Genomic DNA, 26,589 nt, shown 5'->3' with positions numbered 1-26,589 from the left:
ATTGACAGGGACTCAAAGGCGAGCCAAAGCCTTGATTTTAGACTGCTTGTCAGGGGCTAAAAAAGTTAACTCCTCTGCCTCCACCAAACCTTCCTTTAAGAGTTGGGCAAAGACAAAAATAATCACCGACTGGCGATCGTCGTATTTCCCATCTATTTCGTGGCGTTTTGCACTCAAAAAATCGTGGAGCTTCCAAAGGTCTTCGATCATCGTAATCTGGGAAGCCTGGGCTTGCACCGTTGCCAACAACCCGTCTAATTCTCTTTCATAGGCCTTGCGAAAAAGGGCGTGGGCAGACTGGGTTTCAGCTTGGGACCAAGGTGCTTCAGCGGTTTGTAACATTAACTTATGATATTGATTTGTAATTATCATTACCATAATAAAAAAAGTGAGCTTGCTCTGCAACGAGAAGCCCACATTTATTAGTATTTTGGCTGATTATCCCTCCGCCCATGGTCTTCACCTATGGGAAAGAGAAAAAGCCCAGGGGAGTCATTCTAGCGAGCAAAATTGAGTAATTCTTTAGGGGAAGCCAGGAGATCGATCGCCACAAAGAAAATTTTCCCTTCGGGGTTGAGGAGGAAACGCCAGGCAATGTTCATGCCCACTTTGCCACCAAACCAAGGAGTTTGCACCTTACCGGTAACTTTAATTTGGGTGAAACCATCTTCTGCCGGTTCGGTAACGCCCCGTTCCGGGATCAATTTCAGGTTTTGGCACTCTTCCTGGAAAAAGCGGAGCACATTTTCTTTGCCAACAATGGGCCGTTGGAAGGGAGGTTGCAGAGCACCGTCGGGGGTAAATAGTTCGATTAAGGTGTCAAAATCATTGGCATTGAGGTTGTCCATGTAATTGAGGACAGTGGCATTGGTTACCCCTTCAATGGAAACTTTAGTGCGGCTAGCGGTGTCTTGGGGAGGAACCACAGGCTCAGCAATGCGTTTGGCATCTTGACCAGCAGTAAAGCCCATGTCCACCACCGCGTTCCGTAATACGGTAATCTGTTGACCGGATTCTAATCCTTGGATGGTGGCCAGTACCGCATTGGCGTTGGCGGAGAGTTGGTAGCCAGGGGGAATGGGGGCCACAAAACCCTGTTCCATCAATTCCCCTAAGCGATACCAAAAGCCTAATTTAATGTTGGGGGACCAACTGGCGTAGGTGCGGCACAGGGGAGTGTCAGCCCGGTTGGCCAGGTCACACATGGCCTGGGTTTGTTGGAGGGGGCTCATGGCTTGAATTTCCTTGAGGGCATTTTCTGCCAGTTGCATGCTGGCGGCCCCAGGGGCGGCAATGGTGAGAGTGTTACCCATTTCTAGGTAAGCAAACCAAATTAATGCCAACTGATCTTCGGCATTAAGTTGGCTAAAACGAGCGATAGTAGCTGGAACAACGTCCGCAGCTAAGGTGTTAGGGAAAATACCCCGGGCAGAGTCAATGGTGAATGGCATAGGTTTTATACATGAATCAACTTTCCCCAGAATTTACCATGGTTTGGTGGGCCCCTTTGGGATCGGAAAACCGAATGGGAACCGAGATTTTTTCTAAAAGTTTGTCCTAGCTTGACAATAATAGGACAAAGAATATAGTGGCTGAATAATTATTGTGTAGGCTACCATTGGTTGGGGAAATTAAATGATGGCAGCAACGAATACAAATCAGATTGTTCTCTTACTTATTTCCCCTTAGTGGTAGCTGGTTGGGGCAGTGATCAATAATTGCTCGGTAATTACAACAATGATCACTGTCTAGGACTATATTTTCTTCAGGCTCGACTTTTTTCCCTTGTAACGCTCCTATGCTTTATCAATTGGTTGTTGATTCGCCCTCGTTTAAGAAGGTCATTCGCTTACAAAATTCTTGTTATTCTATTGGCCGCCATCCGAGCAACACCATTGTTATTCCTTCCCCCCAAATTTCCCGTCGCCACGCCACCCTAATCAAAAAAATTAATCCCAATTTAGATATTTCCTTCCACATCATTGATGGAGATTTAGAAGGTCATCGCAGTCGCAATGGAGTGTGGGTTAATGGTGAATCCCATTTAGATTATGAGTTAGTGCATGGGGACGTCATCGCCCTATCGGAAGATATTCAAATCTTCTATCAGGCCATCCCGACCGACCCCAAAGATACTATCTCCGGCGGTGGCGATCGGCAGCGATTAACTCCGGATCTGTCGGAGCATTTTCCCCAGGAACAATGGGACATTACCCTGATCGGCCACGAGGATGATCTATCCCAACTGAGCCACGAACAATTGTCTAAGCTAGCCGCTTGTATTGAATATAGTCCCTACCCCATGGTGGAGATTGATTACTTCGGTAACTTGACCTATTTGAACACCGCTACTAAGGAAAAATTCCCCTCCATTCGGGAAGATTCCATGACCCATCCCCTGCTCAGAGATGTTATTCCCCAGCGGGAAGATGCTCCCACTTACTATATCCGCACTAGAGAGGTACAAATAGGAGATAAGTTTTATGAGCAACATATTCACTACCCCGCCGAAAGTCAGTTTATTCGTAGTTATATTTTCGACATTACTGAGCGCAAAGTAATTGAACAATCGATCCATTACCAGGCTTTTTATGATCCCTTAACGGACTTACCCAACCGTTTTTTGTTCAAACAAGAATTGGGCAAAGTCTTAAGTAACGTTCAGAATCAAAGTAGTGTTTTAGGGCTAGTGCTTTTAGGTTTTCGGGAACTGCAATCTTTAAATGATTTACTGGGGCACAGCGTTGCCGATGAGGTACTCAAAATTATCACTGAGAGATTGTCCGCCCATGTGAGATTAGAAGACTTACTTTGTCGTTGGCGGGGAGATACCTTTATATTGTTAATTCAATCCTGCCGTAACCTGGACGAAATTGAAGTTTTTGTACGACGATTGTTGGCGGTATTGAAAAGACCATTTTTCATTGCGAATAATCCCCTTTACCTCCAGGGTTATGCGGGCATTGCCTGTTACCCCAACCATGGGGATAACGTGGAAACTTTGCTCAATCGAGTGGGAGTGGCATTAAACGAAGTCAAGGACATTGGTAGTAGGCAATACTGCTTCTATGAAGAGTCCATGAACAGTGACCATTTAGAAAGGATTCAACTGGAGCATGCCCTACATCAGGCCCTGGAAAAAGATGAATTCTTGCTTTATTACCAACCGATTATTGATGTGCAAGCCGGTCGCCTTTGTGGAGTGGAAGCTCTGATCCGTTGGCAACATCCGTTCCAGGGTTTAGTCCCCCCAGGTTTGTTCATTGGTTTGCTGGAAACCACTGGCTTAATTATTCCGGTGGGGGAATGGATTATGCGCACAGCTTTTCAACATTTTCACAATTGGGCTCCGGCGGTGGATGATGATTTTCGCATTGCCATTAATCTTTCTCCCCAACAGTTCCAAGCACCGGATTTATTGCCGACAATTTTACGCATTTTGGAAGAATCTTCCTTGGCTCCCCATCGCCTTGAGGTGGAGATTACCGAAAACATTGTCATGCAGAACGTCACTGCCACCCAAAATTTGCTCAATGCCCTGCAATCCCATGGTATACGGCTTTCCATGGATGATTTTGGCACTGGCTATTCTTCCCTTTCCTACCTCAAAACCTTTCCCTTCAATACCCTAAAGATTGATCGTTCTTTCACTAAGGATATTCTCCACACCCCCAAAGATGCCGCCATTATTCAAGCCATACTGCTGTTGGGCAATGGTTTTAACTTAAACATTATCGCTGAAGGTATAGAGGAGGAATCCCAAGCCCGTTGTCTCTACGATTTAGGCTGTCGAGAAATGCAGGGCTATTGGTTTAGTCACCCCCTTTCGGAAGCAGAAATCACGGCTTTTCTAGCGGAAGGTAATTTTCAAAGATTTTGCCTTGGTTAGGGAACTTTTTCGACGAATTGGGTATAGCTAAGTTCGTTGATTGCATTCCAACCAAACATTTGAGTGCGGAATGTCTGCCATTGTTGATAAATTTCCTTAAATTGAGCATCTTTGCTGGCAAATTCTGCTAGTAAAGCTTGGGAAGTTTCTTGAGCTACCGTTAAAATTTCTGGAGAAAATGATTTGAGAATAGTTCCTCCGTCAAGTAGTGTTTTGAGGGCCATGCTGTTGAACGTTTCGTAGCGGGACAGCATCAATAAATTGGCGCTGCGGGCTGCTTCTTGAAAAATAGTTTGATATTCCAGGGGTAATTTTTCCCATTGGCTTTGGTTCACCAGTAGGTCCAAGGTGGGCCCTGGTTCCCACCAACCAGGATAGTAATAGTATTTGGCTGCCTTGTTTAATCCTAGTTTTTCGTCGTCGTAGGGCCCCACCCATTCCGCTGCGTCAATGGTGCCCCGGTCCAGGGCTAAAAACAGTTCTCCACCAGGGATTACCTGGACATTGACCCCCAGTTGGGCCATTACCTGCCCCCCCAGGCCGGGAATCCGCATTTTTAAGCCCCGCAAATCCGCTAGGGATTCCACCGGTTTCTTAAACCAGCCGGCCATTTGGGCTCCGGTGTTACCGGCAGGGAAGTTAATGATATTAAAATCGCTGTAAACCTTTTGCATCATTTCCAGCCCTCCTCCGGCATAGAGCCAGGCGTTTTGTTGTTGGGCAGTTAAACCAAAGGGCATTACACAGGCAAAACCCAGGGCTGGATTTTTGCCAATGTAGTAATAACTGGCGGTGTGTCCACATTCAATGGTGCCGTTCTGCACTGCGTCAAGGACTTCTAACCCTGGCACAATTTCCCCGGCGGCGTAGGGGGTGATGCGAAATTTCCCCCCGGTCATGGCGGCGATCGCCTCACAGAAATCCTGGGCTCCCCCATAAAGGGTATCAAGGGATTTGGGCCAACTGGTGACCATGCGCCAGCGAATATTGGGTAGCTCTCCTCCGGTGGTGGCTTGATTATTGGAGGTGGTGGCCTTGCCACAGGCAACTAAACTGGCGGCGGTTCCAGCGGCGATCGCCGATTGGCTAAGGAGTTGACGGCGTTTCATAGGGGCAGGTCATGAAAGGGATGATTTAAGGGATTTTCCCACAGGTTTACGGCTATATTGGTCGATTACTGAAAATTTCTCTTTAGAATGTAATTGCCGGTAATTGTTGACAAGCCAAATGGCGATCGCCAAGGAAATTGTGCTGGCTCACGGGGGAAATTTAACAGCAACTAACCATGAAACCGTCGGAGCAATGTTCAGCATTGAATTACCCTATCAACCAAACGTGGATGAAAATCCTTAGAATTTGACTACAAGAAGGTCAGGCTATACTGAAGAAAGTTCACAGCCTTTAGAAAATGATGCTTCAAGAACTCGAAGCCGTATTTGACGGGACAGCTCTTCAATTAGAAGTTCCCTTAAACCTTGCTGCAGGTACGAGGGTACGAATTGTCGTTGAAAGTGTTCTACCAAATGAAGTAAATGCACCTAAAACGTTTCTTAAAACTGCTCAGTCTTTAAAATTACAGGGTGAACCTGATTGGTCAGAGAAAATTGATCGATCTAAGCGATCCGGAGACTCGAAGGAAAAGGCACAATGGAAAATCGCAGTTTCACGATTGAACTGGTGATCGCCAGCTTAAAAGAGGCAACACGGTTTTATTTGGAGAAATTTGCTCTACCTTTATCTATCGTCACTGAACTGTTAAACAAATCTTTCATGCAAAGTACAAAATTCCGTCTTTGACTTTGACGCGAACTCAAGGGTTTAATGCAGCATCCATTTTGTCAAAATGATTGTACTGCATCCACGCTATACTTAATACCTAGTTATGTTATACGGCAAAGCACAATATGGCTTGGCAGAAATTTACCCGAACGAAGAGCGTCAACCGTGAGACACCAATGGTGACGATTAACAAATCGCACTTCTACTACAATGCCGTCTCTGCACGTATATTCGAACTCAAAGACGGTAAACGCGTCGTCTACCACATTGATGAGGTAAACCGTAAGGTCGGATTCCAATTCACCAAAGAAGATAGCGACCACAGCTATTCAGTATTCGCCAAAAGAGGTATCGCTGGCTTTAGAAGTAGTTCTCAAGACGTCGTCGCGAACTATCGTTGGGTAAAAGCAGTTGCATTGCTTCCGGACGCTATCGAGCGTCGATTTCGCTTACGGCTGGATGGAAAACTTTGGGTCGCACAGTTCTGCCCCGCCTTTGAAATGAAAGTGTTGCGCTCAGAGGCAGTGACTATCCCCTCCGGTGATACGGGAATCTACCGTTATTTAAACTCTGGCGTCATTGTATACATCGGCAAAGGCAATATTCGGTCACGATTGAGAGAAACCGGGCGTGATCAATGGCAGTTCGATACAGTTGAATACTCGGTAGTTCCAGACGAAGAAAGTCAGTACGAATGGGAGTCGTTTTGGATCGACCGTTTCAAAGAAGCCAATAATGATATGTTGCCTTCGTACAATGCTATAGCAGGGCGCGCTGTGTGACATTTAAGCTCAATCATCCTTTCTCTGTGTCATGATATGGTCGGGAACTCACAATTTGCCTTCCGTGCCAACGAACAACTCTGAAATACAAAACCAAGCAAGAAGTATCTTGGATGCAATTGCATTTACTCCCTTCGAGCAATGCCAACCTTTAAGTCGTGATTTCAAAGATATTCCTGATCATCCTGGTATTTACGCAGTAAGACATAAATTTCAAGGATTACTTTACATTGGCAAAACTAAAAGCCTACGAGGTCGTTTTAAAGGTGGACACAAAGCTTTCTTATGGGCTTGGCTCGATCAGTATAAAAGTGAAGATGTACGAATTGCGGTGCAGAAAATACCTTACTCAAAAAATCCTAAGCTACTATTGGAACTAGAGGCGATTATTTTAAGGGCAACCGAGCCGCCGTATAATGTCCAAATTCCTATGGAGTCCTAGGCCGTGCAAGTGAAACTTTCGGAGCAAATTTCGTCCGCTGATGCAGAAGTTATTTTAAGGTGTTTACCAAATCGGATTCAAGATGCTCTAACTGCTCGGGCTACGGAAATTGATTATCCCGTTGAAGCAGTCATCGAGATGGCGATCGCCAGTTTTTTAGATACAGAGGCGTTAAGTTTTGCAGACTGTAAGCCAGGGCGAGGTCAGTAAGTCAAATAAATCACTGCACCCGACTCAAAGATGACATCATTGACAACAAAGGTAGGATTGGCTAGTATGATAGCCTAATCCTACTGGGCTGTCGCAGGCGGCTTATGACAATGAGTAAGAAAGTCAGTATAACCCTGGACGACGATATTCTAGATTTTGTGGATCAACTTACAAGCAATCGTAGCAGCTTTATAAATGATATTCTCTGGCAAGAAAAGAGAAGAAATTTTATGAAAGAGTTAGAAGATGCCTATAAAGATCAGGCGGATGACCCAGAGTTTCAAGAAGAAGTTTCTGTTTGGGAAATTACAGTGGGCGATGGTTTAAATGCCTAACGGAACCTTAACCTACAAGCGGGGAGAGATATGGTGGGTCGATCTGAAGCCGGTTGTTGGTCATGAAACCGATAAAGAACGCCCCTGTCTGATTCTGCAAAACGATGTTGGCAACCAAAATGGAACAACCACAATAGTGGCTCCTTTATTGCCTGGAACAAAAACCTATCCATTTGTTGTGAACATTACACCGACTCCACGGAATGGACTCAATGGCGATCGCCATATTAACTTGAGCCAATTAAGGGCTGTTGATGCTCAGAGAATTAAAAATAAACAAGGCACCCTGGAAGATATTTATTGGGAAGAAATTGAGAAAGCAGTATCTATTGAACTTGGTTTCAATTCTGCCTTTAAGTCTTGATAAAAAAAGAGCCTGAAAATGCCCTCGCATTTAGGATTGCAATACATTGGCTAGATATTTACCCGTATAGGAAGTGGGATGTTGAGCCACAATTTCCGGTGTGCCTGTAACCACCAATTCCCCTCCCCGATCGCCGCCTTCGGGGCCCAGATCAATAATCCAATCACTGCAACGGATTACGTCTAGATTATGTTCAATGACTAAAACAGAATTGCCTTTATCTACTAGTCTTTGCAACACATTCAGTAGATGATGCACATCATAAAAAGATAGACCCGTGGTGGGCTCATCGATGAGATACAAAGTTTTGCCCGTGGCCCGGCGGGATAATTCCGAGGCTAGTTTGACCCGTTGGGCTTCTCCCCCGGATAGGGTAGGAGCCGGTTGACCCAGTTTGATATAACCCAAACCCACATCCACCAAGGTTTGCAGACGATTCACTGCCCTGGGAATATTTTCAAATACCGTTAACGCTTCTTCCGTGGTCATGGCCAACACATCGGCGATGGAATAGCCCTTATATTTAACCTGCAACGTTTCCCGGTTATACCTGGCCCCTTTACACACGTCACATTGCACATAAACATCGGGCAAAAAATTCATTTCAATGACGTTGACCCCTTGCCCGGCACAGGCTTCACAGCGGCCTCCTTTGACGTTAAAGGAAAATTGCCCCGGCTTATAGCCCCTCGCTTTAGCCTCAACGGTTTGGGTGAAAATTTCCCGAATTGGATCGAAAATGCCGGTATAGGTAGCCGGATTAGAGCGGGGAGTGCGGCCAATGGGGGACTGGTCAATGACAATCACCTTATCGATCGCCTGGAGGCCGGTGATTTCCCGTAAATGCTTAGGGAAGGCGACTTGGCGGGAGAGATGATGTTGCAGAGCCGGATGGAGTAATTCATTCACCAGGGTAGATTTGCCGGAGCCGGATACCCCCGTAACGCACACCAGTTTGCCCAGGGGAATGGTCACATCAATATTGCGTAGATTGTTATGACAGCAACCCTGGAGGGTTAACTTAGCCCCATTGCCGTTCCGACGCTCTGGGGGAGTGGCGATCGCCTCCCGGCCGGATAGATAAGCCCCAGTCAGGGATCTTTTATTTTTTAATAGGGTCTGGAAATCCCCTTGACAGACAATTTCGCCGCCATGGATGCCCGCTTTGGGGCCAATATCGACAATATGGTCAGCGTGGCGGATGGTATCTTCGTCATGCTCCACCACAATTAACGTATTGCCTAGATCCCGCAATTTAGTCAAAGTAGCTAAAAGGCGATCGTTATCCCGTTGATGCAAACCAATACTAGGCTCATCCAACACATACAAAACCCCCGTTAGACCGGAACCAATTTGGGTAGCGAGGCGAATCCGTTGGGCTTCCCCCCCCGATAAAGTCATAGCTGCCCGATCTAGAGTGAGGTAATCCAAACCTACGTCCAGGAGAAAGGTTAAACGGGCTTTAATTTCCTTGAGGGCCAACTCCCCAATCATGGCTTGTCGGGGGGTCAACTCTAGGTTTTCAATCCGTTCTAGGGTCTGACGGATGGGGACACTGGTTAAATCGTTAATGTTGTACTGCCCCAGCTTTACGGCCAGCGCTTCGGGTTTTAACCTTTTACCGTCGCAGGTATGACAGGGTTGATTAATAATATATTTTTCCAATTTTTGTTTAATGGCATCGGAATTAGTTTCGTCATAGTTTTTTTGCAGAATATTTAACGCCCCGGCAAAACGACGATAATAACCTTGTTTATTGCGGTAGCGAGATTCCCCTTCAAACCAAATTTCTTCTTCCGTACCGTATAAAACCACTTCCTTTTGCTCTTGGGTTAACTTTTTCCAAGGGGTTTGTAGTTTAAAATCAAAATGTTGTCCCAAACTGTATAGTAAGGACAAGTAATAGGAATTATCTTTCTCTGACCAAGGGGCGATCGCCGCATAGACAGGCTTTTCTGGATCGGGAATGACCAAATCGGGGCAGAAGGAGCGCACAAAGCCAATGCCATGGCAATCGGGACAAGCACCATAGGGGGAGTTAAAGGAAAACAAACGAGGGGAAAGTTCATCCATCACCGCCCCATGTTCCGGACAAGCAAAGTTTTCTGAAAAGATAATTTCCTTGGGTAATTCTGCGTGGTAAGCTTGACCATTTTCCGCCGCTTTTAATGCTTCTTTGTCGTCTTTTTTACCCCCATCTAACACTGCCAGCGTTGGCTTGTCCAAAATATCTATAATGGCAGTGCCTTCTGCTTGCTTTAAACAAGTGCTGAGGGAGTCCACCAGTCTTTCCTGTAAACCATCCTTTTTGATCAGGCGATCGATGACTATTTCAATGGTGTGGGCTTGGTTCTTTTTCAGTTCAATATTGTCACTTAATTCCCGCACTTCTCCATTAATTCTTACCCGCACAAAGCCCTGGGAAACCAAACTGGAAAGTAGTTGCACATGGGTGCCTTTTTTCCCTTTTACCACCGGAGCCAAAATTTGAAACTTAGTTCTGTCGGGCAACTCCATCACCCGATCGCACATTTGGTCAATGGTTTGGGGGGCAATGTTCCGTTGGCAGTGGGGACAATGGGGACTACCGGCTCGGCCAAATAGCAGACGGAGGTAGTCGTAAATTTCCGTAACTGTGCCCACGGTGGAGCGGGGATTATGGGAAGTGGATTTCTGATCGATGGAAATGGCGGGACTCAGCCCCTCAATGCTGTCAACATCGGGCTTATCCAATTGCCCCAAAAACTGTCGTGCGTAGGCACTGAGGGATTCCACATAGCGCCGTTGACCTTCTGCAAAGATGGTGTCAAAAGCCAAGGAAGATTTCCCTGACCCCGATACCCCCGTAAAGACAATCAGGCGATCGCGGGGCAGGTCTAGATCCACATTTTTCAGGTTATGTTGTCTAGCGCCTCGAATACGGATGCTATTTTGGTCGGGCATAGGGGGGCGGCAAGGCTCTTAACTTTTCTTCACGATTTTAAACTGTCTTTGCTAATCTTGGTCGGCGATCGCCATTTAGGTAAAGGAAAAATTGTCTAACTGATACAATTTTCTGTAGAGCAAAAATTAATTAACCAAGAATGTCAAAAGCAAGCAAGGGTCCAGAATTTGTCAAATATTTTGTTCCACTGCTTTCTGCTTTAAAGGAATTAGGCTATTCGGGTACTCCCAGCGAAGTTAAAAACGTAATCATTGAAAAATTGCAAATATCCGAAGAATTACTGGAGGAAAAGCTTAAAAGTGGCTCCTCCCGGATTATCAACCAGATTGACTGGGCCAGATTCTATTTGGTGAAAGCTGGTTATTTAGATTCTTCTAAACGGGGAGTCTGGACATTAACAGAGAAAGGAATAGCAGAAACGGTAACCAATCAGAAAGCATTCACCATTTTCAAGGAAGTTCAGGGCGAGTTCAAGGATAAAAAATCGGTGGACTCAAATGGAAGTAATGGGGAAATTCAAGAAGAGGAAATTTATGCCCCTGACGATGGTGAAAGTCTGATTACAGTCGACTATCGAGAAAAACTACTGCAAATATTAAGAAATCTTTCCCCTAGCGGATTTGAGCACCTGTGTAAACAATTTTTGCGGGAAGCTGGTTTTCAAGAGGTGGAGGTTACAGGAAAAACTGGAGATGGAGGCATTGACGGCAAAGGTATTTTGCAAATTAATCCCCTGTTAAGCATCCCGGTTTTATTTCAGTGTAAACGTTACGCAGGATCGGTGGGAGCACCACAAATCAGAGATTTTCGCGGGGCGATGATGGGTCGGGCCGACAAGGGGATTTTAATCACCACAGGAAGTTTCACCAAAGAAGCAGAGAGAGAAGCTATCCGGGATGGGGTATCACCGACAGAATTGGTCGACTCAAACAAGTTAATTAAAATGTTTGAGCAGTTAGAATTAGGCCTAAAACCCAAAATAGTTTACGAAATTGATACAGATTTTTTTGATCGCTTTAAGTAGTATAAACTTCACAACATAGATTCATTTTCTGCTGAATGTTGCCGAGGCTGATCCTTCTTTCTTTAGCAAAGTACAGGCCACAATAATGCCAATAATAGCTAATAAACCCATGGGGTAAAACGCATAGGTGTAGCTACCAAATAAATCTCGAACCCGACCTGTTACCAAAGTTCCAATTAAAGCTCCCATGCCATAGGCGGTGAAAATAATGCCATAATTTTGGGCGTACTGGTCAGGATCAAAAAAGCGTAGCGTCATAGTGGGAGCCATGGCTAACCAACCCCCTAGGCAGAACCAGAATAAACAGAAAGCAATTAAGTAGGTGGCAACCTGCCCGGTTTGAGCATTGATCATTAAAATACAAGCGATCAAAATCAAAACATAGGATAAAATTGCAATGTGGTGGGGCTTAAATTTATCAGCAAGCCAGCCAAATAGCGGACGACTTACTCCGTTAAAGAGGGCAAATAAGGACACACTACCCGCCGCCACATTGGGATTAATATTAATAATTTCCTGTCCCACCGGACTGGAAATGCCGATGGCACTCAACCCCACTAATGCCCCGATGATATAGCAAATCCATAGACCATAAAATGAGCGGGTTTTAAACAAATTTTGGGGATAAACCGGGGTTAAAATAGTTTCAGTATTAGTGATTTTCTGGGGTGGTTGCCATCCCCTGGGAGGAAATTTCATCGTTAAGGAAATAGTCAGAATAACCAGAGTGAAGACAATGCCCAAAAGACGCAGGGTAGGGCGGACAGTATAAACACTAATTAAATGGTTAGCCAGGGGGGCAGTGATCAGGGGAGATAAACCAAAGCCAATAATAGTTAATCCCATCGCTAGTCCTTTTTTGTCCGGAAACCAGCGGGCCACAACAGCCATAGGAACACCATAAACAATACCAATGCCAATGCCGGTAATTACTCCGTAGGTAAAAATCAAAGTTCCGACGTTAGTGGCAAAACTAGATAAAATGTAACCCAAACCGACAATAATACCACCAACAGCAGTGATTTTACGGGTACCAAGGCGGGGAATGTAAAACCCCGTAATAGGCATAAAAATGGCATAGAAAACCAACACAAAAGTATAGGGCAGTAAACTAGCTGTTGCACTAATGCCCAATTCATTCTCTAGGGGAGTCCTGAAAATACTCCAGGAATATACCGTGCCCAGACAAAGTAAAACAGTCATTCCCAATGGAACTAAAAACCATCTACTTTGATGGGCATTTTTCCCTAGAACAGTGACCCCTAATTCATTATTCATAAACAATAATTTTTGCAGTCAAAAAATTGCTAATCAGTATCCATAATTAGGGTCGATGTTAACCGGTTGATTAACTTTGGTTTACTAGCGATCTATAACCTGCGCCAACGACGGCCATCCTTATTAATTAACCATTCCGCCTCCGCCGGTTCCCAGGTGCCAGCTTCGTACAAAGGCATGGAAAGGGGATCACTGGGGGCATCCCAAGCTGATAACACCGGAGTTACTACCCGCCAAGCTTCTTCCACCTCATCAGCCCTAGTGAAGAGGGTTTGATCCCCCAACATACAATCCAGTAAGAGACGATGATAAGCGTCAGCCGTGGCCACCCCAAAGGAAGAACCATAGCTAAAATCCATATCCACGGTGCGGGTACGCAATTCTGAGCCAGGCATCTTTGCTTCAAAGCGGAGAGAAATACCTTCGTTGGGCTGAATTCGCAGACTCAACACATTGGGGTTAGCTTGGTGAGCCACGGATTGAAAAATTAACAATGGCACTTCCCGGAATTGAATGGCGATCTCACTCACTTTTTTGGGCATGCGCTTGCCGGTGCGGAGATAAAAGGGGACTCCCTGCCAACGCCAGTTATCCACCATTAACTTGAGGGCGACAAAGGTGGGGGTGGTAGAAGTGGGAGCTACCCCTGATTCTTCCCGATAGCCGGGGACTGGTTTGCCGCCCATCCAACCCGCTTTATATTGACCACGGATGCCAGCATTTTCCAGGTTATTAATATCTGCCAAACGGGTAGCCTGTAAAACTTTAACCTTTTCGTTGCGAATACTATCTGCATCAATGGCGTTGGGGGGGTCCATGGCGGTCAAGCAAAACAGTTGCAACAGGTGGTTCTGCACCATGTCCCGCAGGGCACCGGCAGATTCGTAATAACCAGCCCGTTCTTCTACACCTACCGTTTCTGCCACCGTAATTTGTACGTGGTCGACAAACTGGCGATTCCACAATGGTTCAAAAATTGCATTGGCAAAGCGGAATACCATTAGGTTCTGCACCGTTTCTTTGCCCAGATAATGGTCGATGCGATATACCTGATTTTCTTTACAAACCCCCTGCACCACTCGGTTAAGGTTTTGGGCTGAGCTTAAATCTCGACCAAAGGGCTTTTCGATCACAATCCGGCTTTTTATCGGATCACTAAGCATCCCCGCCGCCCCCAATTGTTTAATACCTGGGGGAAAGAAGTTGGGGGAAACGGCTAAATAGAAGACCCGATTGCCCCTGGTGTTGCGTTTTTCATCTAATTCCGCCAGGAAGTTTTTCAATTTGAGATAGCTTTCTGGGTCGTCCATGTTGCCGGAGCAATAAAATAGACCCTGGGCAAACTCATTCCACAGGTCCTCGCTACCAATGCCGGTGGAAAATTCTTCGATGCCCTTACGCATCTGCTCACGAAAATGGTCGTGGCTCCAGTCCCTTCTAGCAAAACCGACAACTGTTAACTCCGGGGGTAAACGACGCTCCCGTTTCATTTGGTAGATGGCTGGCACCAGTTTCCGTTGGGTCAGGTCCCCCGATGCGCCAAAAATGGTCAAAATGAGGGGTTCTGGAGTGCGTTCTTGGCGGAGTCCAGTGCGGAAGGGATTTTCGAGTAGCGTTACCATGGGGAATGCTCGTATTGTGTGACCACTTACGCTTTAAAATAACTCACAATTCCCGAAAGTTTTCTTTTTCCGGCAAAGTTTTCAGGAAAAATTCTTTTCCTAGTCCAAATCCTGAAATAGGGGGGTGCTGAGGTATCTTTCCCCAAAACTAGGTTGGATCATAACAATTAATTTATCTTTATTGGCAGGTCTTTTTCCCACTTTGATGGCCGCCGCTAGAGCTGCCCCGGTGGAAATCCCCGACAATAAACCTTCTTCCCTGGCTAATCTACGGCCGTAGGCGATCGCCTCTTGGTCGGTAACGGTAATTACTTCATCAATTAAATCCACATCCAGCACTTCGGGAATAAAGCCTGCCCCAATGCCTTGGATTTTGTGGGGACCTGGTTTCCCCCCCGATAAGACCGGACTATTGTGGGGTTCCACGGCGATCGCCTGAAAAGTAGGCTTTTTCTCCTTCAATACAGAAGCAACCCCGGTAATTGTGCCACCAGTGCCTACCCCCGCCACCAAAAAATCAATGGCTCCGTCCGTATCTTGCCAAATTTCCAATGCTGTAGTTTGTTGATGAATTTGAGGATTAGCCGGATTATCAAACTGTTGCAACATATAGGCATTGGGTAAACTTTCCGCCAATTCCTGGGCCCTTCTAATGCACCCGCCCATACCTTCTCCCCCTGGGGTGAGTTCCAATTTGGCTCCATAGGCTTTTAACATAGCCCGTCGTTCTTGGCTCATGGTTTCTGGCATGGTCAAAATCAATTGATAACCCTTGGCCGCCGCCACCATGGCGAGGGCAATACCTGTATTACCGGAAGTGGGCTCAATCAACAGAGTTCTGCCTGGTTCAATCAACCCTTCCTGTTCTGCCCGGTTAATCATATTGACGCCAATGCGGTCTTTTACCGACGCCGCCGGGTTCATCCCTTCTAACTTGACTACAATTTGAGCTTCACACCCCTCGGATTGGGGAATACGATTGAGGCTAACTAGAGGAGTACGACCAATTAACTCCGTAACATTGCTGGCAATTTTCATAGATAAGGGGCTACTAAGAGAGGAAATCTGCCTGCATCTTACAACGAAAAACCCCACCAAAGGCGGGGTCAAAGAGTTATTAGAGCTTAACTTTCAAATAAGTATCCTGGGAAGATGAACTTAGAATTAGAAAGTGAAGGTACCACGGATGGTGCCAATGAAGGCGTCAGTGGCGTTGGTGGTCTGTTCAGGCTTGGAGATCCAGATTACACCAGGGGTCAAAGAAAGGTTGTCGGTCAGTTGATACTTGTAGAACAATTCAACTTGGACAGGGTTAGCGGTGGTTACAAAGGTGGTGCCTAAAGTACCGTTGGTGAAACCAGAAACATAGGGTTGAACACCAGCAAAGATACCAAGCACGTTACCTTCTTTACCAAGGTCAGGGAAGGCAAAGCCACCACCGTAGGTCCAGATGTCACCGTTGTCCTTACCAATCAAAGTTACGTTGGTGTAGCTACCATAGGCACTGAAGCTCAACCAGTCAGCAACGTTCCAAGCCATTTGGATACCATAGCTGTTGGTTTGTTTACCACCGAAGTCGTAGGGGTTGACAACGTTACCCGAAGCAGTACCACCACTGACATTACCGTTGTAGGTAGCTGCATCTACGGGGGGAGCACCTACGCCCAAACCGTTAACAAAGGAATCGTTCAATTCAGAACGGTTGAGGTTAGCGGCAGTCGTACCAACAATACCCTGGGTGCCACCTTTACCGAAGATAGCGGCATCGGGGGTGGTGTAGGCATTAACGTAGGTGAAACCTAGGCTGACCCGGTCGAAAATATTGGTGGTAATCTGGGCCAAGGCACCGTAGCCACCGTTAAACAGACCATTGCCACCACTGCTGAAGTCGTAGTTATTACCGGTAGCAGGGTTGGTCACGGAGCTGCCGCTGCTGGGGTTGGCACCAGTGCTAGCCAAGTAACCCAAGCTCAAGGAAGTGGGTCCTAAGAGATTGCTGAGGAAGCCCAACTCAAGGCTAGTACCTATACCAGTACCACCACCAATGGAGTAGATGGGGTTCTGGGCAGTGAATTGGCTCAAGGAACCTTTACCACCGGTGTAGTCATCGAAGTAGGGGTTCAGGGTGGGAACGAAGTCATCCCAGATACCACCAAAGGCAGCGATGTAGTTGTTGAGACGGAAGTTGGTTCCCAAATCGAGGGGTACATAGTAAGCTAACCAGTCGACGGCGACGTTATTATTATCGCCGGGGGAAAGTTGGTGCACCTGGGTGAAGGTGGGGCTTTCATAGTAGTTGCCGACAATACCAATGGGGTTACCGGTCTCGGGATCGATAACGTTTTGGGTGGGGTAGAAGCTCTTGAAGCGATTATTGCTACCAGCGGCAAGACGAGTAACCAACAGGTCTTCACCGGAAAAACTGGTGTTGAACTGTAAGCGAACCCGGTTTTGGAATACAGCCTGGTTGTTGTCGCTCTGGTTGTTGAGGGTGTTTTTGGTACCAAAGATGGCGGTGGGAGCAAAAATCACTTCCCCGGTCAATTTGGTGGTGGTAGAAAACTGATGGTCTTCCAGGAAGGAGGTGCGGGCTTCAAGGTTGTCAACCCGGGCACCCAAAGCAGCCAACTCTGCTTCGAATTCCTGCATGAGACGTTTTAGTTTGTCGATGTCCTCACGGAGAACCGCCACATTTTCCTGAATCAAACGTTCCATAACGTTCATACAGGCGTTAAGACCAGCGGCAAATTCCCAACGGCTGAGAGCCCGATCGCCACGGAAGGTGCGGTCAGGGTAACCAACGATACAACCGTAGCGTTCCACCAAGCTCTTGAGCGCTTCATAGGCCCAGGCGGTGGGTTGCACATCGCGGAGTTCGCTGACGCTGGTTACTTGATCAACACTGGAGAGTTGACCTTCAGCGGTGTATTGATCTAATTGATCTAAAACTTGAGCATTCGTAACGTTGTCGGGAGCGGCGTTAGCAGCACCAGCCACAAGGGCGGCACCGATCACAGCGGGGCTCACTAACAGGGACTTCCAAGATAGTTTAAGCATTTTTAGCTTTTCCTCACACCTAATAATGACTACGGGAACCAAGTCCTATACTCAGTAACACATTGTACACGTTTTTTTCGAAAGAGTGGGAGAAGTTGACAATTTTCTTTAGATTCATGGTGAATGCTAGGTTTAGCAAGGCCATTGGGCTGTTTTGTAGACTCGGTTTAGGGTGCCGGAGCCACAATCAGTTTTGGCAAAGAAAAACCGCCTACAGCTTCTGCTCACGGAACGATGATGTTGATGGTTAATAACAAATTATAGTTGCTATTTTGATGATGGCTAGGGTGAGGGTCAGTTTTCTGGCTGGCCCCCTCAGCTTGGTCGAGGAGATAGCCGACCATTTCCTAATCTATCAGGTTGATCAGATATTGTTTGACCTCAACAAGTCTCCGTTGCAAAGCCCATTGAGGATTGTTCAGGGCTGTGGTTGGAGAAATATCACTGCCCACTAGGGTAAAAATTTGCTTTAGGTTGGACGGGGTTTTTGTTTGGTTTTCTTGACTTTGCCCCGCCACCACGATCGCCGGTTTCCCCATAGCTTGTGCCAGCTCAATGACCCTCCCCACAACTTTGCCCTGGTGAGATTGGCCATCGAAGCAACCTTCCCCGGTTACCACTAGGTCGCATTGGGCCATGGCTTGTTCCAGCCCCGTCAACTGGGCGATCGCCGTAAACCCCGACTCGATAGTGGCCTTGAGGGCCCAGGCAACGCCCCCACCAACCCCCCCAGCGGCACCGGCTCCGGAAAAATTAAGCTCAAAGCCATCCCTTTTTCTAACTACCTGAGCAAAATGTTCCAGCCCACGATCTAAGCGTTGCACCATGGCTGGATCTGCCCCTTTTTGGGGAGCATAAACAAAGGCGGCCCCATGGGAACCGTAAAAAGGATTGGTCACATCACATAACAGGGCGATCTGGGGAAAAGTATCTAACACTGCGGGAATAATTTCGGTGACTTTTTCCAGACCTTGTCCTCCCCACCCGACAGATTGGCCTTGATAATCTAAAAACCTCCAACCCAACGCCATCAGCAAACCTAAACCGCCATCATTGGTGGCTGAACCACCGATCGCCAGTTGAATGTGTTTTGCTCCCCGCTGGACAGCATGGGCAATTAATTCCCCAGTGCCGTAGCTAGTGGTAATTTCCGGATTACGCTTCCCCATGGGGACCAAAGGTAAACCGCTGGCCTGGGCCATTTCAATGACCGCTGTTTCCTTTTCTGCTAACCATAAATAACGGGCGTCAACCTTTTGACCAGGCAATGGGCCCTGTACCCGCACCGTTTGCCATTGGCTATCGAGATTATGGGCGATCGCCTCTAGAGTTCCTTCCCCACCATCAGCCAAGGGATGGGCAACACAGTCAAATTCTGGTGCTAAAACTTCCGATGTAATACGGCAAACCTCCCCAGCGGAGAGAGTCCCTTTAAACGAGTCTGGTGCAATCAGGATTCGGCGCATCAGGGCATCTTCTAGCCTCCCCTATCCACACCTGTTGCACTTCCTCACGAACTAACGAAAAAAATTAACGACGATTCAGACCTTCCGCGGCTTCTCGGAAAGGCTCCACCTCAGGACTAAAATCAATAGGCAGAACCGCTACGACGTTTTCGTGGGGCCGGGGAATGATCACCCAGGTTTTCACATCTGCCCCTTCCGTGCGGTTAATGGCATCAATACCCGCCGCCATGGCAGTTTTTACTTCCTGCACATCTCCACGAATGTTAAGGGTGAACCGAGCACTCCCTGCCCGAATGTAGCCCACAATGGTAATCCTACCGGCCTTAACCATGGCATCAGCAGCGGCAAGAATACCGGGAAAACCAATGGTTTCAATGGAACCGACGGCGGATTGGGCGGACATATTTTTCTCCTTGACAGTGGCGGCAAAAACTAAAGGACAGATCGAACCAAAACCCTCGACTTAACGACTGGTCGGGGTGGAGATTAGCGAGAATCCCATGGTCAACTATAGGCTAAGTGGTGTACATCGGACCACGAGGGCGGCAAAGTCTCCGTTAGGTGCGGAAGCGAGCGACTTTTTCTGTGTATTCCACCGGCAGAACCGCCAGGACATTTTCGGGTGGATTGGGGACGATGTAGTGGCTGACAATTTCTCCCCCCATAACGGATTCGTTGACCGCGGCTAGACCCATCTTCATCGAGAGATTGACCTCCGACACTGGACCCCGTATTGCGACCACAAAATTTCCCCGTTCCGCCAAGTCATAGTACACCAAGGTCACCCTTCCCCCCTTGAGCATGGCATCGGCGGCGGCCAGAACGGAGGGAAAGCCAAGAGTTTGTATAACGCCAACGGCCTGGGGCATGGGAAATTCCTCTGGGGGGACGGATGGGAACAATCAATCGGACTGGGTAAGCGAGGATTAGAACTCAGCTAGCCTTTCATCCTATCAAAAACGTGGCACGGGCAAATCAACACGCAAGGTGCCAGGGCTGTTAACCAGGGGAATTGTTTGCTTGGGCAGGGAACAACGAATAGCTTTCGAGCTGGCGCCCTAATCGATGCCCACCTTGCTCCCTGACTAAAATCCCCGCTATGGGGGCCAGTCAGTGTGTCAAAATACTAGATTGTTGTGCCCCGATCGCCCTTGCTTGTTTTATCTTTACGGATCAGCGGGGGGAGATGCGGCGGCGGTCCAAATCGTTACTACAAACTAAGTTTTCCCCCAGAAATCATGGCTGAGACCCTACTGTTTGCCGCCCTACGCCAAGCCCTTGACGAAGAAATGGGACGGGATGTCAACGTCCTTGTGCTGGGAGAAGATGTGGGGCACTATGGCGGTTCCTACAAGGTGACCAAGGATTTGTACGAAAAGTATGGCGAAATGCGGGTGTTGGATACCCCGATCGCCGAAAACAGTTTCACCGGCATGGCGGTGGGGGCGGCCATGACAGGGTTACGCCCAGTCATTGAAGGCATGAACATGGGTTTCCTACTGTTGGCGTTTAACCAAATTGCCAATAACGCAGGCATGTTGCGCTACACTTCCGGCGGCAATTACCAAATTCCTATGGTCATTAGGGGGCCTGGGGGCGTAGGTCGACAGTTAGGGGCAGAGCACTCCCAACGGTTGGAGGCCTATTTCCATGCAGTGCCGGGGCTAAAAATTGTGGCTTGCTCCACCCCCTACAATGCCAAGGGTTTACTCAAAGCGGCCATTCGGGACAATAACCCAGTGTTATTTTTTGAGCATGTACTGCTGTACAACCTGAAGGAAAATCTGCCCGACTACGAATATATTGTGCCCTTGGATAAAGCGGAAGTGGTGCGTCCTGGTAAAGACGTGACCATTTTGACCTATTCCCGCATGCGTCACCATTGCTTACAGGCCCTCAAAACCTTGGAAAAAGAAGGTTACGACCCGGAAGTAATCGACCTGATTTCCCTCAAGCCCTTTGACATGGAAACCATTAGCGCTTCGGTGAAGAAAACCCATCGGGTAATTATTGTCGAAGAATGTATGAAGACTGGCGGCATTGGGGCAGAATTAATCGCCCTCATCAATGACCATCTCTTTGATGAATTAGATGCTCCGGTGGTGCGCCTTTCTTCCCAGGATATTCCCACCCCCTATAACGGCATGTTGGAACGGCTGACCATTGTCCAACCACCCCAAATTGTCGACGCGGTCAAGGCGATCGTCGGTTAATAGACTTCGAAGCAATAGCCCTTGCCGTAAACAGAATTAATCAGGCGGGGGGCATTGGGCTGTTCAATTTTGCGTCGTAGCAACCGCACTAGGGCGGCCAAAACGTTGCTACTGGGGGGGGATTCTCCCGGCCAGAGGCGAGCATAGATTTCCTCGTGGCTCAAAATTTGCCCCGGGGCCTGAAGGAACAGACTCAGCAGGGCCACTTCCTTTTCCGACAGGGCAATGCGTTGACCTTGACAATAGGCCACTTGATTAGCCACATCTAGGCTGACGTTGTTGACACTAAGCACATTGCTTTTACCTGGAATTTCTGGAGAGATTTCTCCTTGGCCTTGCCGTCGCAATAGGGCTCGCACCCTGGCTAAAAGTTCCCTTAATTCAAAGGGTTTAATTAAATAGTCATCTCCACCGGCATCTAAGCCCGCCACCCGGTCATCGAGGGTATCTTTAGCAGTGAGAAATAAAACCGGCGTTGACCGTCCCAGAGCCCTAATTTGACGACAAATTTCCAACCCAGATACCTGGGGCAACATCCAGTCAAGGATTAATAAGTCATATTGACCGGCGATCGCCATGGCTAAACCCATTTGACCTTGGTCGGCCACATCAGTGCGATAACCCTGATGCCCTAATGCTTTGCTTAAAGGTTCCGTTAAAGCATTTTCGTCGTCCACTAAAAGAATATTGGCCATGGCTAATTCTCCTCCCACAAATAGACCACCCATCCCTGGAAGCAAACTGGAACCAAATATGATTCCGACTGACTTACTAATTAATTTTATAATTGATTGAAAAAGTTATTCCCACAGCATGCAGTATTTCTAGTGACGTATGATCGTGGATGTCAAGCTTAGGGAAGGAGCTAACAAAATCAAGGACGGAGTAAATGGAATGGTATTTGTTAATGACATTGAATAATAGCAAATAACAGCGTTCCATTCTTTTATTTACAATAGGTTGCTCACTAATCACTCCAACGCTTCAGCATACTTCGATCAAAAAATTTAAACTCAGTATTTTCATCCTGCTTGGCTTCGTACATTGCAATATCAGAAAATTTTAAAATTTCATCACCTTTTTCTGAATCATCAGGTGCAATGGCAATGCCAATGCTGAGCAAAATTTCAATTGATTGGCCCTGAATTATTACAGGTCTTTTAAAAATCTTTAAGATATTAAAGACAATATCCTCAACCTTTAAGCTATTCTCAAGATTTTGTATTATCAAAATAAATTCATCTCCACCGATGCGGAACAGATCATCATCAGAGCGAACAGCCTGCTGAAGTCGATTAGCTGTCTCCTTTAGTACTAGATCTCCAGCGTCATGGCCAAGGGTATCGTTAATTTTTTTGAATTTATTTAGGTCTATAAATAAAATGGCAGTTTTAGAATTGCATTGTTGTGATTTTTTGATAGAATCGTCAATTTTATCAAACATGTCTGCTCGATTTTCCAGTCCAGTTAATTCATCATGGTGAACTTTATAGTCTAATATTTGCGTCCGTTCCTGCACTCTTTCGTTCATTTTAAAAAAAGCAGAGAGTAGATAGCCAATTTCATCATTGGGCAAAATATCTGAAACATCAAGTTTTTCGCCTTTGTCAACTTTCTCTGTGCTAGCAAGAAGTAGTTTCAGTGGTGAAAATAATTGTTTATTTAAAAATGAGAGAGTCATAAAGGCAAGAAATACAAAAAACATGATCTGAATATAAATAAATGTAAATAGCACTGCTCTGTTCCTTCGGTAATCACCCTTCCTTTGCTCTAGCAAAACATTTTCTGTATTTACCATTTCCCTAAGTACATTTCTGATATCTTCCATTGACTTCCTGCCTTTACCTTGATTGATAATTTCAAGGGATTTGACATAATTATTTTCCTGATTTAAACGAGTTGTTTCTGATAACTCATTGAGATTAATTTCAAGATATTTTTTGATGGAGTCTAAACGTTGTTGCTGAATAGGATTGTCTATAGTCAAAGTTTTCAATTGCTTGAAATGATATTCAATTTTTTCTAAACTAATCTGATAATGCATCAAATAGGATAGCCTTTTGGTAAGCAAATAATTTCTTTGATTAGCTTCAGCGTTATCTATACTGCCTAAAAAGTTACTTATTTCACCTAAAACTTGATTCGTATGATTGACCCATTCTAGTTTTTCTTCACCATATTTTTCTATTTGAAAACTTATGGCACCGTTACCAATGGCTGTTAGAAATAGCAAAGATAAAAACATCAATACTTTTCTTTTAATACTCATATCCAGCCAATCCGGCTTATTAAAATGTGGATGATTGTCGGGAAAACTTCTACTATCAGGAAATCATTAGGAGATAAAGTGTTCGCCGAAAATATTTAAAACGAATCATAAGATCCCAACCAAGGGCCGCCGGTGACCACCGCCAGCAAAGTTTTTGGGACACGAGTCAACTCAAGATAAACTCTTTCGCTTTCCTGTTGGTCTTGAGAGAATTTTGAAGAGAGTGGGTGTAAAATTCCGATAGTTTGTTTTTGAGTAGGCTCTAATGAGCATTTCCTCGATTCTATCAAAATAATCTCAATTATTTAAAGTTCGACTGAGAATAGGTTGAAGCCACAATGCTACTCATGAATAATCACGGCATTTGGTTGAACAAAAATCAGATGAACAATTTGTGGTTATCTGCACACGGTATGGGCGGGGCAAGTTGGCTAAATATACAAGAGCGGATTTCATTGACAGTGGCATTGAGCAAATCCAATTAGTTCGGGCGGTACCCCTAGGCGATCGCCAGATTTCCATGGCAATATTTAATCCCCAAAGCAAATCCCCCACCAACGAGGGCAGGGGACAAGCTTAATTACCTAACAGAGGATTTTCGTTAACCGAACTTGCCCGCTGTGGAAGCAATTAGGAATGCCGCATAGGTGAGGACATAACCAACGGTGAAGTGGGCTAAGCCAACCAAACGGGCTTGAACGATGGACAACGCAACGGGCTTATCTTTCCAACGAACCAAGTTCGCCAAAGGAGTGCGCTCGTGGGCCCAAACGATGGTTTCAATCAACTCTTGCCAGTAACCCCGCCAAGAGATCAGGAACATGAAGCCGGTGGCCCAGACCAGGTGTCCGAAGAGGAACATCCAAGCCCAAACCGACAGGTTGTTAACACCGTAGGGATTGTAGCCGTTGATCAACTGAGCAGAGTTTGCCCAGAGATAATCCCGGAACCATCCCATCAGGTAGGTAGAGTTTTCGTTGAACTGAGCAACGTTACCCGTCCAAACACCGAGGTGTTTCCAGTGCCAGTAGAAGGTCAACCAGCCCAGGGTATTCAGCATCCAGAACATGGCTAGGTAGAAGGAATCCCAAGCAGAGATGTCGCAGGTACCGCCACGGCCGGGGCCGTCACAGGGGAAGGAGTAACCGAAGTCTTTTTTGTCCGGCATCAACTTGGAACCACGGGCATCCAAAGCACCTTTGATCAAGATCAGGGCAGTGGTGTGCAACCCTAGGGCGATGGCGTGGTGAACCAAGAAGTCCCCAGGACCAATGGTCAAGAACAGGGAATTGGTGCCGCTGTTGATAGCATCCAACCAACCGGGTAACCAAGCGGCTCCAGTGGTGGAAGCAATGCTGTCAGGATTGGAGAGCAATACGTCAAAGCCATAGAGAGCTTTACCGGAAGTTGCTTGAATCCATTGAGCAAAAACAGGCTCGATCAGAATTTGTTTTTCGGGGGTACCGAAGGCCACCACCACATCGTTATGGACATAAAGACCAAGGGTGTGGAAGCCCAAGAAGAGGGATACCCAACTGAGGTGGGAAATCAGTGCTTCTTTGTGTTCAAGCATGCGGGCCAGCACATTATCTTTATTGGCCACAGGATCGTAATCCCGGACAAAGAAGATGGCACCGTGGGCAAAAGCACCGACCATCAGGAATCCAGCAATGTACTGGTGATGGGTGTAGAGGGCTGCTTGGGTGGTGTGGTCCTGGGCAATAAAGGCGTAGGAGGGCAGGGAGTACATGTGCTGCGCCACCAGGGAAGTAATAACCCCTAAGCTTGCCAAGGCTAAGCCGAGTTGGAAGTGGAGGGAGTTATTGATGGTGTCGTACAGGTTGGTATGGCCTGCGCCGGTTAGGGGACCTTTATGGGCATTAAGAATTTCTTTGATGCTGTGGCCAATGCCCCAGTTGGTGCGATACATGTGACCAGCAATGATGAAGATCACGGCGATCGCCAAATGGTGGTGGGCAATGTCCGTTAACCAGAGAGCTTCCGTTTGAGGGTGGAAACCACCCAGGAAGGTCAAGATTGCGGTACCAGCACCTTCAGAAGTACCAAAAATGTGGCCAGCAGTGTCGGGATCCGCTGCATACACGCCCCAGTTGCCGGTGAAGAAAGGCATCAAACCAGCAGGGTGGGGAGGGGTAGACAGGAAGTTATCCCAACCAACGTGTTGACCCCGGGCTTCGGGAATCGCGACGTGGACCAAGTGACCAGCCCAAGCCAAGGAGCTAACCCCGAACAAACCAGCCAAGTGGTGATTTAAGCGGGATTCGGCATTTTTAAACCAAGCTAAGCTAGGACGGAACTTCGGTTGGAGGTGTAGCCAGCCTGCAAACAAAAACAGGGAAGCTAACACTAATAGGAAGACCGCACCAGAGTAGAGCTCTTGGTTGGTGGTCATACCAATGGTGTAGAACCAGTGGTAAACCCCGGAATAAGCAATGTTAACCGGGTTAGAAGCCCCAGCTTGGGTGAAGGCATTAACTGCCCCCTCGCCAAAGTGGGGATCCCAAATCGCATGGGCGATCGGGCGAATGTTTAAAGGATCTTTAATCCATTGTTCAAAATTACCTTGCCACGCAACGTGGAAAAGGGTGCCAGACGTCCACAGGAAAATGATGGCGATGTGACCAAAGTGGGAGGCAAAAATCTTTTGGTAAAGATTCTCCTCAGTCATCCCATCGTGGGTTTCAAAGTCGTGGGCCGTAGCAATCCCGTACCAAATACGCCGTGTAGTCGGGTCTTGGGCGAGATCCTGGCTAAATTTAGGAAATTTAGTTGCCATAGCTTTTTCGGAAATTCTCCTCGTTAAGCAAGCAAAATGAGGCTAATGCAGAAGCGCTGCTCATTTCCGGATTGTTAAAGCCACTATAACAAGGGGTTATAGGGGTGAATATAGGGTA

General features: G+C 46.8%; 25 protein-coding genes. 11 read left to right on the top strand and 14 right to left on the bottom strand.

The window, feature by feature from the left end; all coding sequences use genetic code 11:
• Positions 1-12: 12 nt before the first annotated feature.
• The gene (locus H6G45_RS13775) at positions 13-342 is read right to left on the bottom strand and encodes a fluorescence recovery protein (protein ID WP_190599062.1); all 330 of its coding nucleotides are present in this window, start codon (positions 340-342) and stop codon (positions 13-15) included.
• Positions 343-497: 155 nt separating this feature from the next.
• On the bottom strand, positions 498-1,451 hold the full coding sequence (locus H6G45_RS13770; RefSeq protein ID WP_190598982.1) for an orange carotenoid-binding protein: 954 nt from the start codon (positions 1,449-1,451) through the stop codon (positions 498-500).
• Between the two features lie 347 nt (positions 1,452-1,798).
• On the opposite strand from H6G45_RS13770, the gene H6G45_RS13765 reads away from it, so the two are divergent.
• Positions 1,799-3,889 carry an EAL domain-containing protein gene (locus H6G45_RS13765; RefSeq protein WP_190598981.1) on the top strand — a complete coding sequence of 697 codons (2,091 nt, stop codon included), beginning with the start codon at positions 1,799-1,801 and terminating at the stop codon, positions 3,887-3,889.
• Here H6G45_RS13765 and H6G45_RS13760 read toward each other — a convergent pair.
• Positions 3,886-4,998, bottom strand: coding sequence for a TRAP transporter substrate-binding protein (locus H6G45_RS13760; RefSeq protein ID WP_190598980.1), 1,113 nt, complete (start codon positions 4,996-4,998; stop codon positions 3,886-3,888). The two genes, H6G45_RS13765 and H6G45_RS13760, sit on opposite strands and share 4 nt — an antisense overlap.
• Positions 4,999-5,101: 103 nt before the next feature.
• On the opposite strand from H6G45_RS13760, the gene H6G45_RS13755 reads away from it, so the two are divergent.
• The 7 genes from H6G45_RS13755 to H6G45_RS13725 all read left to right on the top strand — a co-directional run bounded on the left by H6G45_RS13755 (position 5,102) and on the right by H6G45_RS13725 (position 7,801).
• On the top strand, positions 5,102-5,242 hold the full coding sequence (locus H6G45_RS13755) for a hypothetical protein (protein ID WP_206754994.1): 141 nt from the start codon (positions 5,102-5,104) through the stop codon (positions 5,240-5,242).
• Between the two features lie 58 nt (positions 5,243-5,300).
• Positions 5,301-5,570 carry a hypothetical protein gene (locus H6G45_RS13750; protein ID WP_190598979.1) on the top strand — a complete coding sequence of 90 codons (270 nt, stop codon included), beginning with the start codon at positions 5,301-5,303 and terminating at the stop codon, positions 5,568-5,570.
• A 223-nt stretch (positions 5,571-5,793) separates the two neighbouring features.
• The gene (locus H6G45_RS13745) at positions 5,794-6,450 is read left to right on the top strand and encodes a hypothetical protein (RefSeq protein WP_190598978.1); all 657 of its coding nucleotides are present in this window, start codon (positions 5,794-5,796) and stop codon (positions 6,448-6,450) included.
• 64 nt (positions 6,451-6,514) lie between these two features.
• Complete coding sequence (locus H6G45_RS13740) at positions 6,515-6,892, top strand: GIY-YIG nuclease family protein (RefSeq protein WP_190598977.1); 378 nt, start codon at positions 6,515-6,517, stop codon at positions 6,890-6,892.
• Positions 6,893-6,895: 3 nt separating this feature from the next.
• The gene (locus tag H6G45_RS13735) at positions 6,896-7,102 is read left to right on the top strand and encodes a hypothetical protein (protein ID WP_190598976.1); all 207 of its coding nucleotides are present in this window, start codon (positions 6,896-6,898) and stop codon (positions 7,100-7,102) included.
• 110 nt (positions 7,103-7,212) lie between these two features.
• Positions 7,213-7,437, top strand: a complete 225-nt coding sequence (locus H6G45_RS13730) for a hypothetical protein (protein WP_190598975.1) — start codon at positions 7,213-7,215, stop codon at positions 7,435-7,437.
• Positions 7,430-7,801, top strand: coding sequence for a type II toxin-antitoxin system PemK/MazF family toxin (locus H6G45_RS13725; protein WP_190598974.1), 372 nt, complete (start codon positions 7,430-7,432; stop codon positions 7,799-7,801). Before H6G45_RS13730 ends, H6G45_RS13725 begins: the two co-directional genes overlap by 8 nt.
• A gap of 30 nt (positions 7,802-7,831) precedes the next feature.
• Here H6G45_RS13725 and uvrA read toward each other — a convergent pair whose 3' ends face one another.
• Positions 7,832-10,744 (bottom strand): excinuclease ABC subunit UvrA, encoded by a 2,913-nt coding sequence (gene uvrA / locus H6G45_RS13720; RefSeq protein WP_190598973.1) that lies wholly within the window; start codon positions 10,742-10,744, stop codon positions 7,832-7,834.
• 140 nt (positions 10,745-10,884) lie between these two features.
• On the opposite strand from uvrA, the gene H6G45_RS13715 reads away from it, so the two are divergent.
• The gene (locus tag H6G45_RS13715; RefSeq protein ID WP_190598972.1) at positions 10,885-11,769 is read left to right on the top strand and encodes a restriction endonuclease; all 885 of its coding nucleotides are present in this window, start codon (positions 10,885-10,887) and stop codon (positions 11,767-11,769) included.
• 21 nt (positions 11,770-11,790) lie between these two features.
• On the opposite strand, the gene H6G45_RS13710 is transcribed toward H6G45_RS13715, so the two are convergent.
• From H6G45_RS13710 to H6G45_RS13680, 7 genes are all read right to left on the bottom strand, one after another.
• Positions 11,791-12,972, bottom strand: coding sequence for an OFA family MFS transporter (locus tag H6G45_RS13710; RefSeq protein WP_242018177.1), 1,182 nt, complete (start codon positions 12,970-12,972; stop codon positions 11,791-11,793).
• Positions 12,973-13,139: 167 nt separating this feature from the next.
• Complete coding sequence (gene zwf, locus H6G45_RS13705; protein WP_190598970.1) at positions 13,140-14,669, bottom strand: glucose-6-phosphate dehydrogenase; 1,530 nt, start codon at positions 14,667-14,669, stop codon at positions 13,140-13,142.
• A gap of 99 nt (positions 14,670-14,768) precedes the next feature.
• Entirely contained in the window at positions 14,769-15,707 is a 939-nt protein-coding gene (gene cysK, locus H6G45_RS13700; protein WP_190598969.1) for a cysteine synthase A, read from the bottom strand.
• A gap of 126 nt (positions 15,708-15,833) precedes the next feature.
• Positions 15,834-17,726, bottom strand: coding sequence for an iron uptake porin (locus H6G45_RS13695; RefSeq protein ID WP_190598968.1), 1,893 nt, complete (start codon positions 17,724-17,726; stop codon positions 15,834-15,836).
• A gap of 347 nt (positions 17,727-18,073) precedes the next feature.
• The gene (locus H6G45_RS13690; RefSeq protein ID WP_190598967.1) at positions 18,074-19,192 is read right to left on the bottom strand and encodes a glycerate kinase; all 1,119 of its coding nucleotides are present in this window, start codon (positions 19,190-19,192) and stop codon (positions 18,074-18,076) included.
• A 64-nt stretch (positions 19,193-19,256) separates the two neighbouring features.
• Positions 19,257-19,595 carry a carbon dioxide-concentrating mechanism protein CcmK gene (locus tag H6G45_RS13685; protein ID WP_010872077.1) on the bottom strand — a complete coding sequence of 113 codons (339 nt, stop codon included), beginning with the start codon at positions 19,593-19,595 and terminating at the stop codon, positions 19,257-19,259.
• A gap of 154 nt (positions 19,596-19,749) precedes the next feature.
• Positions 19,750-20,061 carry a BMC domain-containing protein gene (locus H6G45_RS13680; protein WP_010872076.1) on the bottom strand — a complete coding sequence of 104 codons (312 nt, stop codon included), beginning with the start codon at positions 20,059-20,061 and terminating at the stop codon, positions 19,750-19,752.
• 369 nt (positions 20,062-20,430) lie between these two features.
• Between H6G45_RS13680 and H6G45_RS13675 the strand changes: the two genes are divergently transcribed.
• The gene (locus tag H6G45_RS13675; RefSeq protein ID WP_190598966.1) at positions 20,431-21,405 is read left to right on the top strand and encodes an alpha-ketoacid dehydrogenase subunit beta; all 975 of its coding nucleotides are present in this window, start codon (positions 20,431-20,433) and stop codon (positions 21,403-21,405) included.
• Here the strand turns inward: H6G45_RS13675 and H6G45_RS13670 are convergent.
• Together H6G45_RS13670 and H6G45_RS13665 are read right to left on the bottom strand one after the other, a co-directional pair.
• Positions 21,402-22,100 carry a response regulator transcription factor gene (locus tag H6G45_RS13670; protein ID WP_190598965.1) on the bottom strand — a complete coding sequence of 233 codons (699 nt, stop codon included), beginning with the start codon at positions 22,098-22,100 and terminating at the stop codon, positions 21,402-21,404. The two genes, H6G45_RS13675 and H6G45_RS13670, sit on opposite strands and share 4 nt — an antisense overlap.
• 272 nt (positions 22,101-22,372) lie before the next feature.
• Entirely contained in the window at positions 22,373-23,674 is a 1,302-nt protein-coding gene (locus H6G45_RS13665) for a diguanylate cyclase (RefSeq protein ID WP_190598964.1), read from the bottom strand.
• Positions 23,675-24,068: 394 nt separating this feature from the next.
• Between H6G45_RS13665 and H6G45_RS13660 the strand changes: the two genes are divergently transcribed.
• Positions 24,069-24,254, top strand: coding sequence for a hypothetical protein (locus H6G45_RS13660; RefSeq protein ID WP_190598963.1), 186 nt, complete (start codon positions 24,069-24,071; stop codon positions 24,252-24,254).
• Positions 24,255-24,275: 21 nt separating this feature from the next.
• On the opposite strand, the gene psaB is transcribed toward H6G45_RS13660, so the two are convergent.
• Complete coding sequence (psaB, locus tag H6G45_RS13655; protein WP_190598962.1) at positions 24,276-26,471, bottom strand: photosystem I core protein PsaB; 2,196 nt, start codon at positions 26,469-26,471, stop codon at positions 24,276-24,278.
• Between the last annotated feature and the right edge of the window lie 118 nt (positions 26,472-26,589).

This window comes from Synechocystis sp. FACHB-383 (assembly GCF_014698605.1).
Taxonomy (GTDB): Bacteria; Cyanobacteriota; Cyanobacteriia; order Cyanobacteriales; family Microcystaceae; genus Synechocystis; species Synechocystis salina.
The sequence above is the reverse complement of the archived record's forward strand: the minus strand, read 5'-3'. Positions and strand labels throughout refer to the sequence as shown.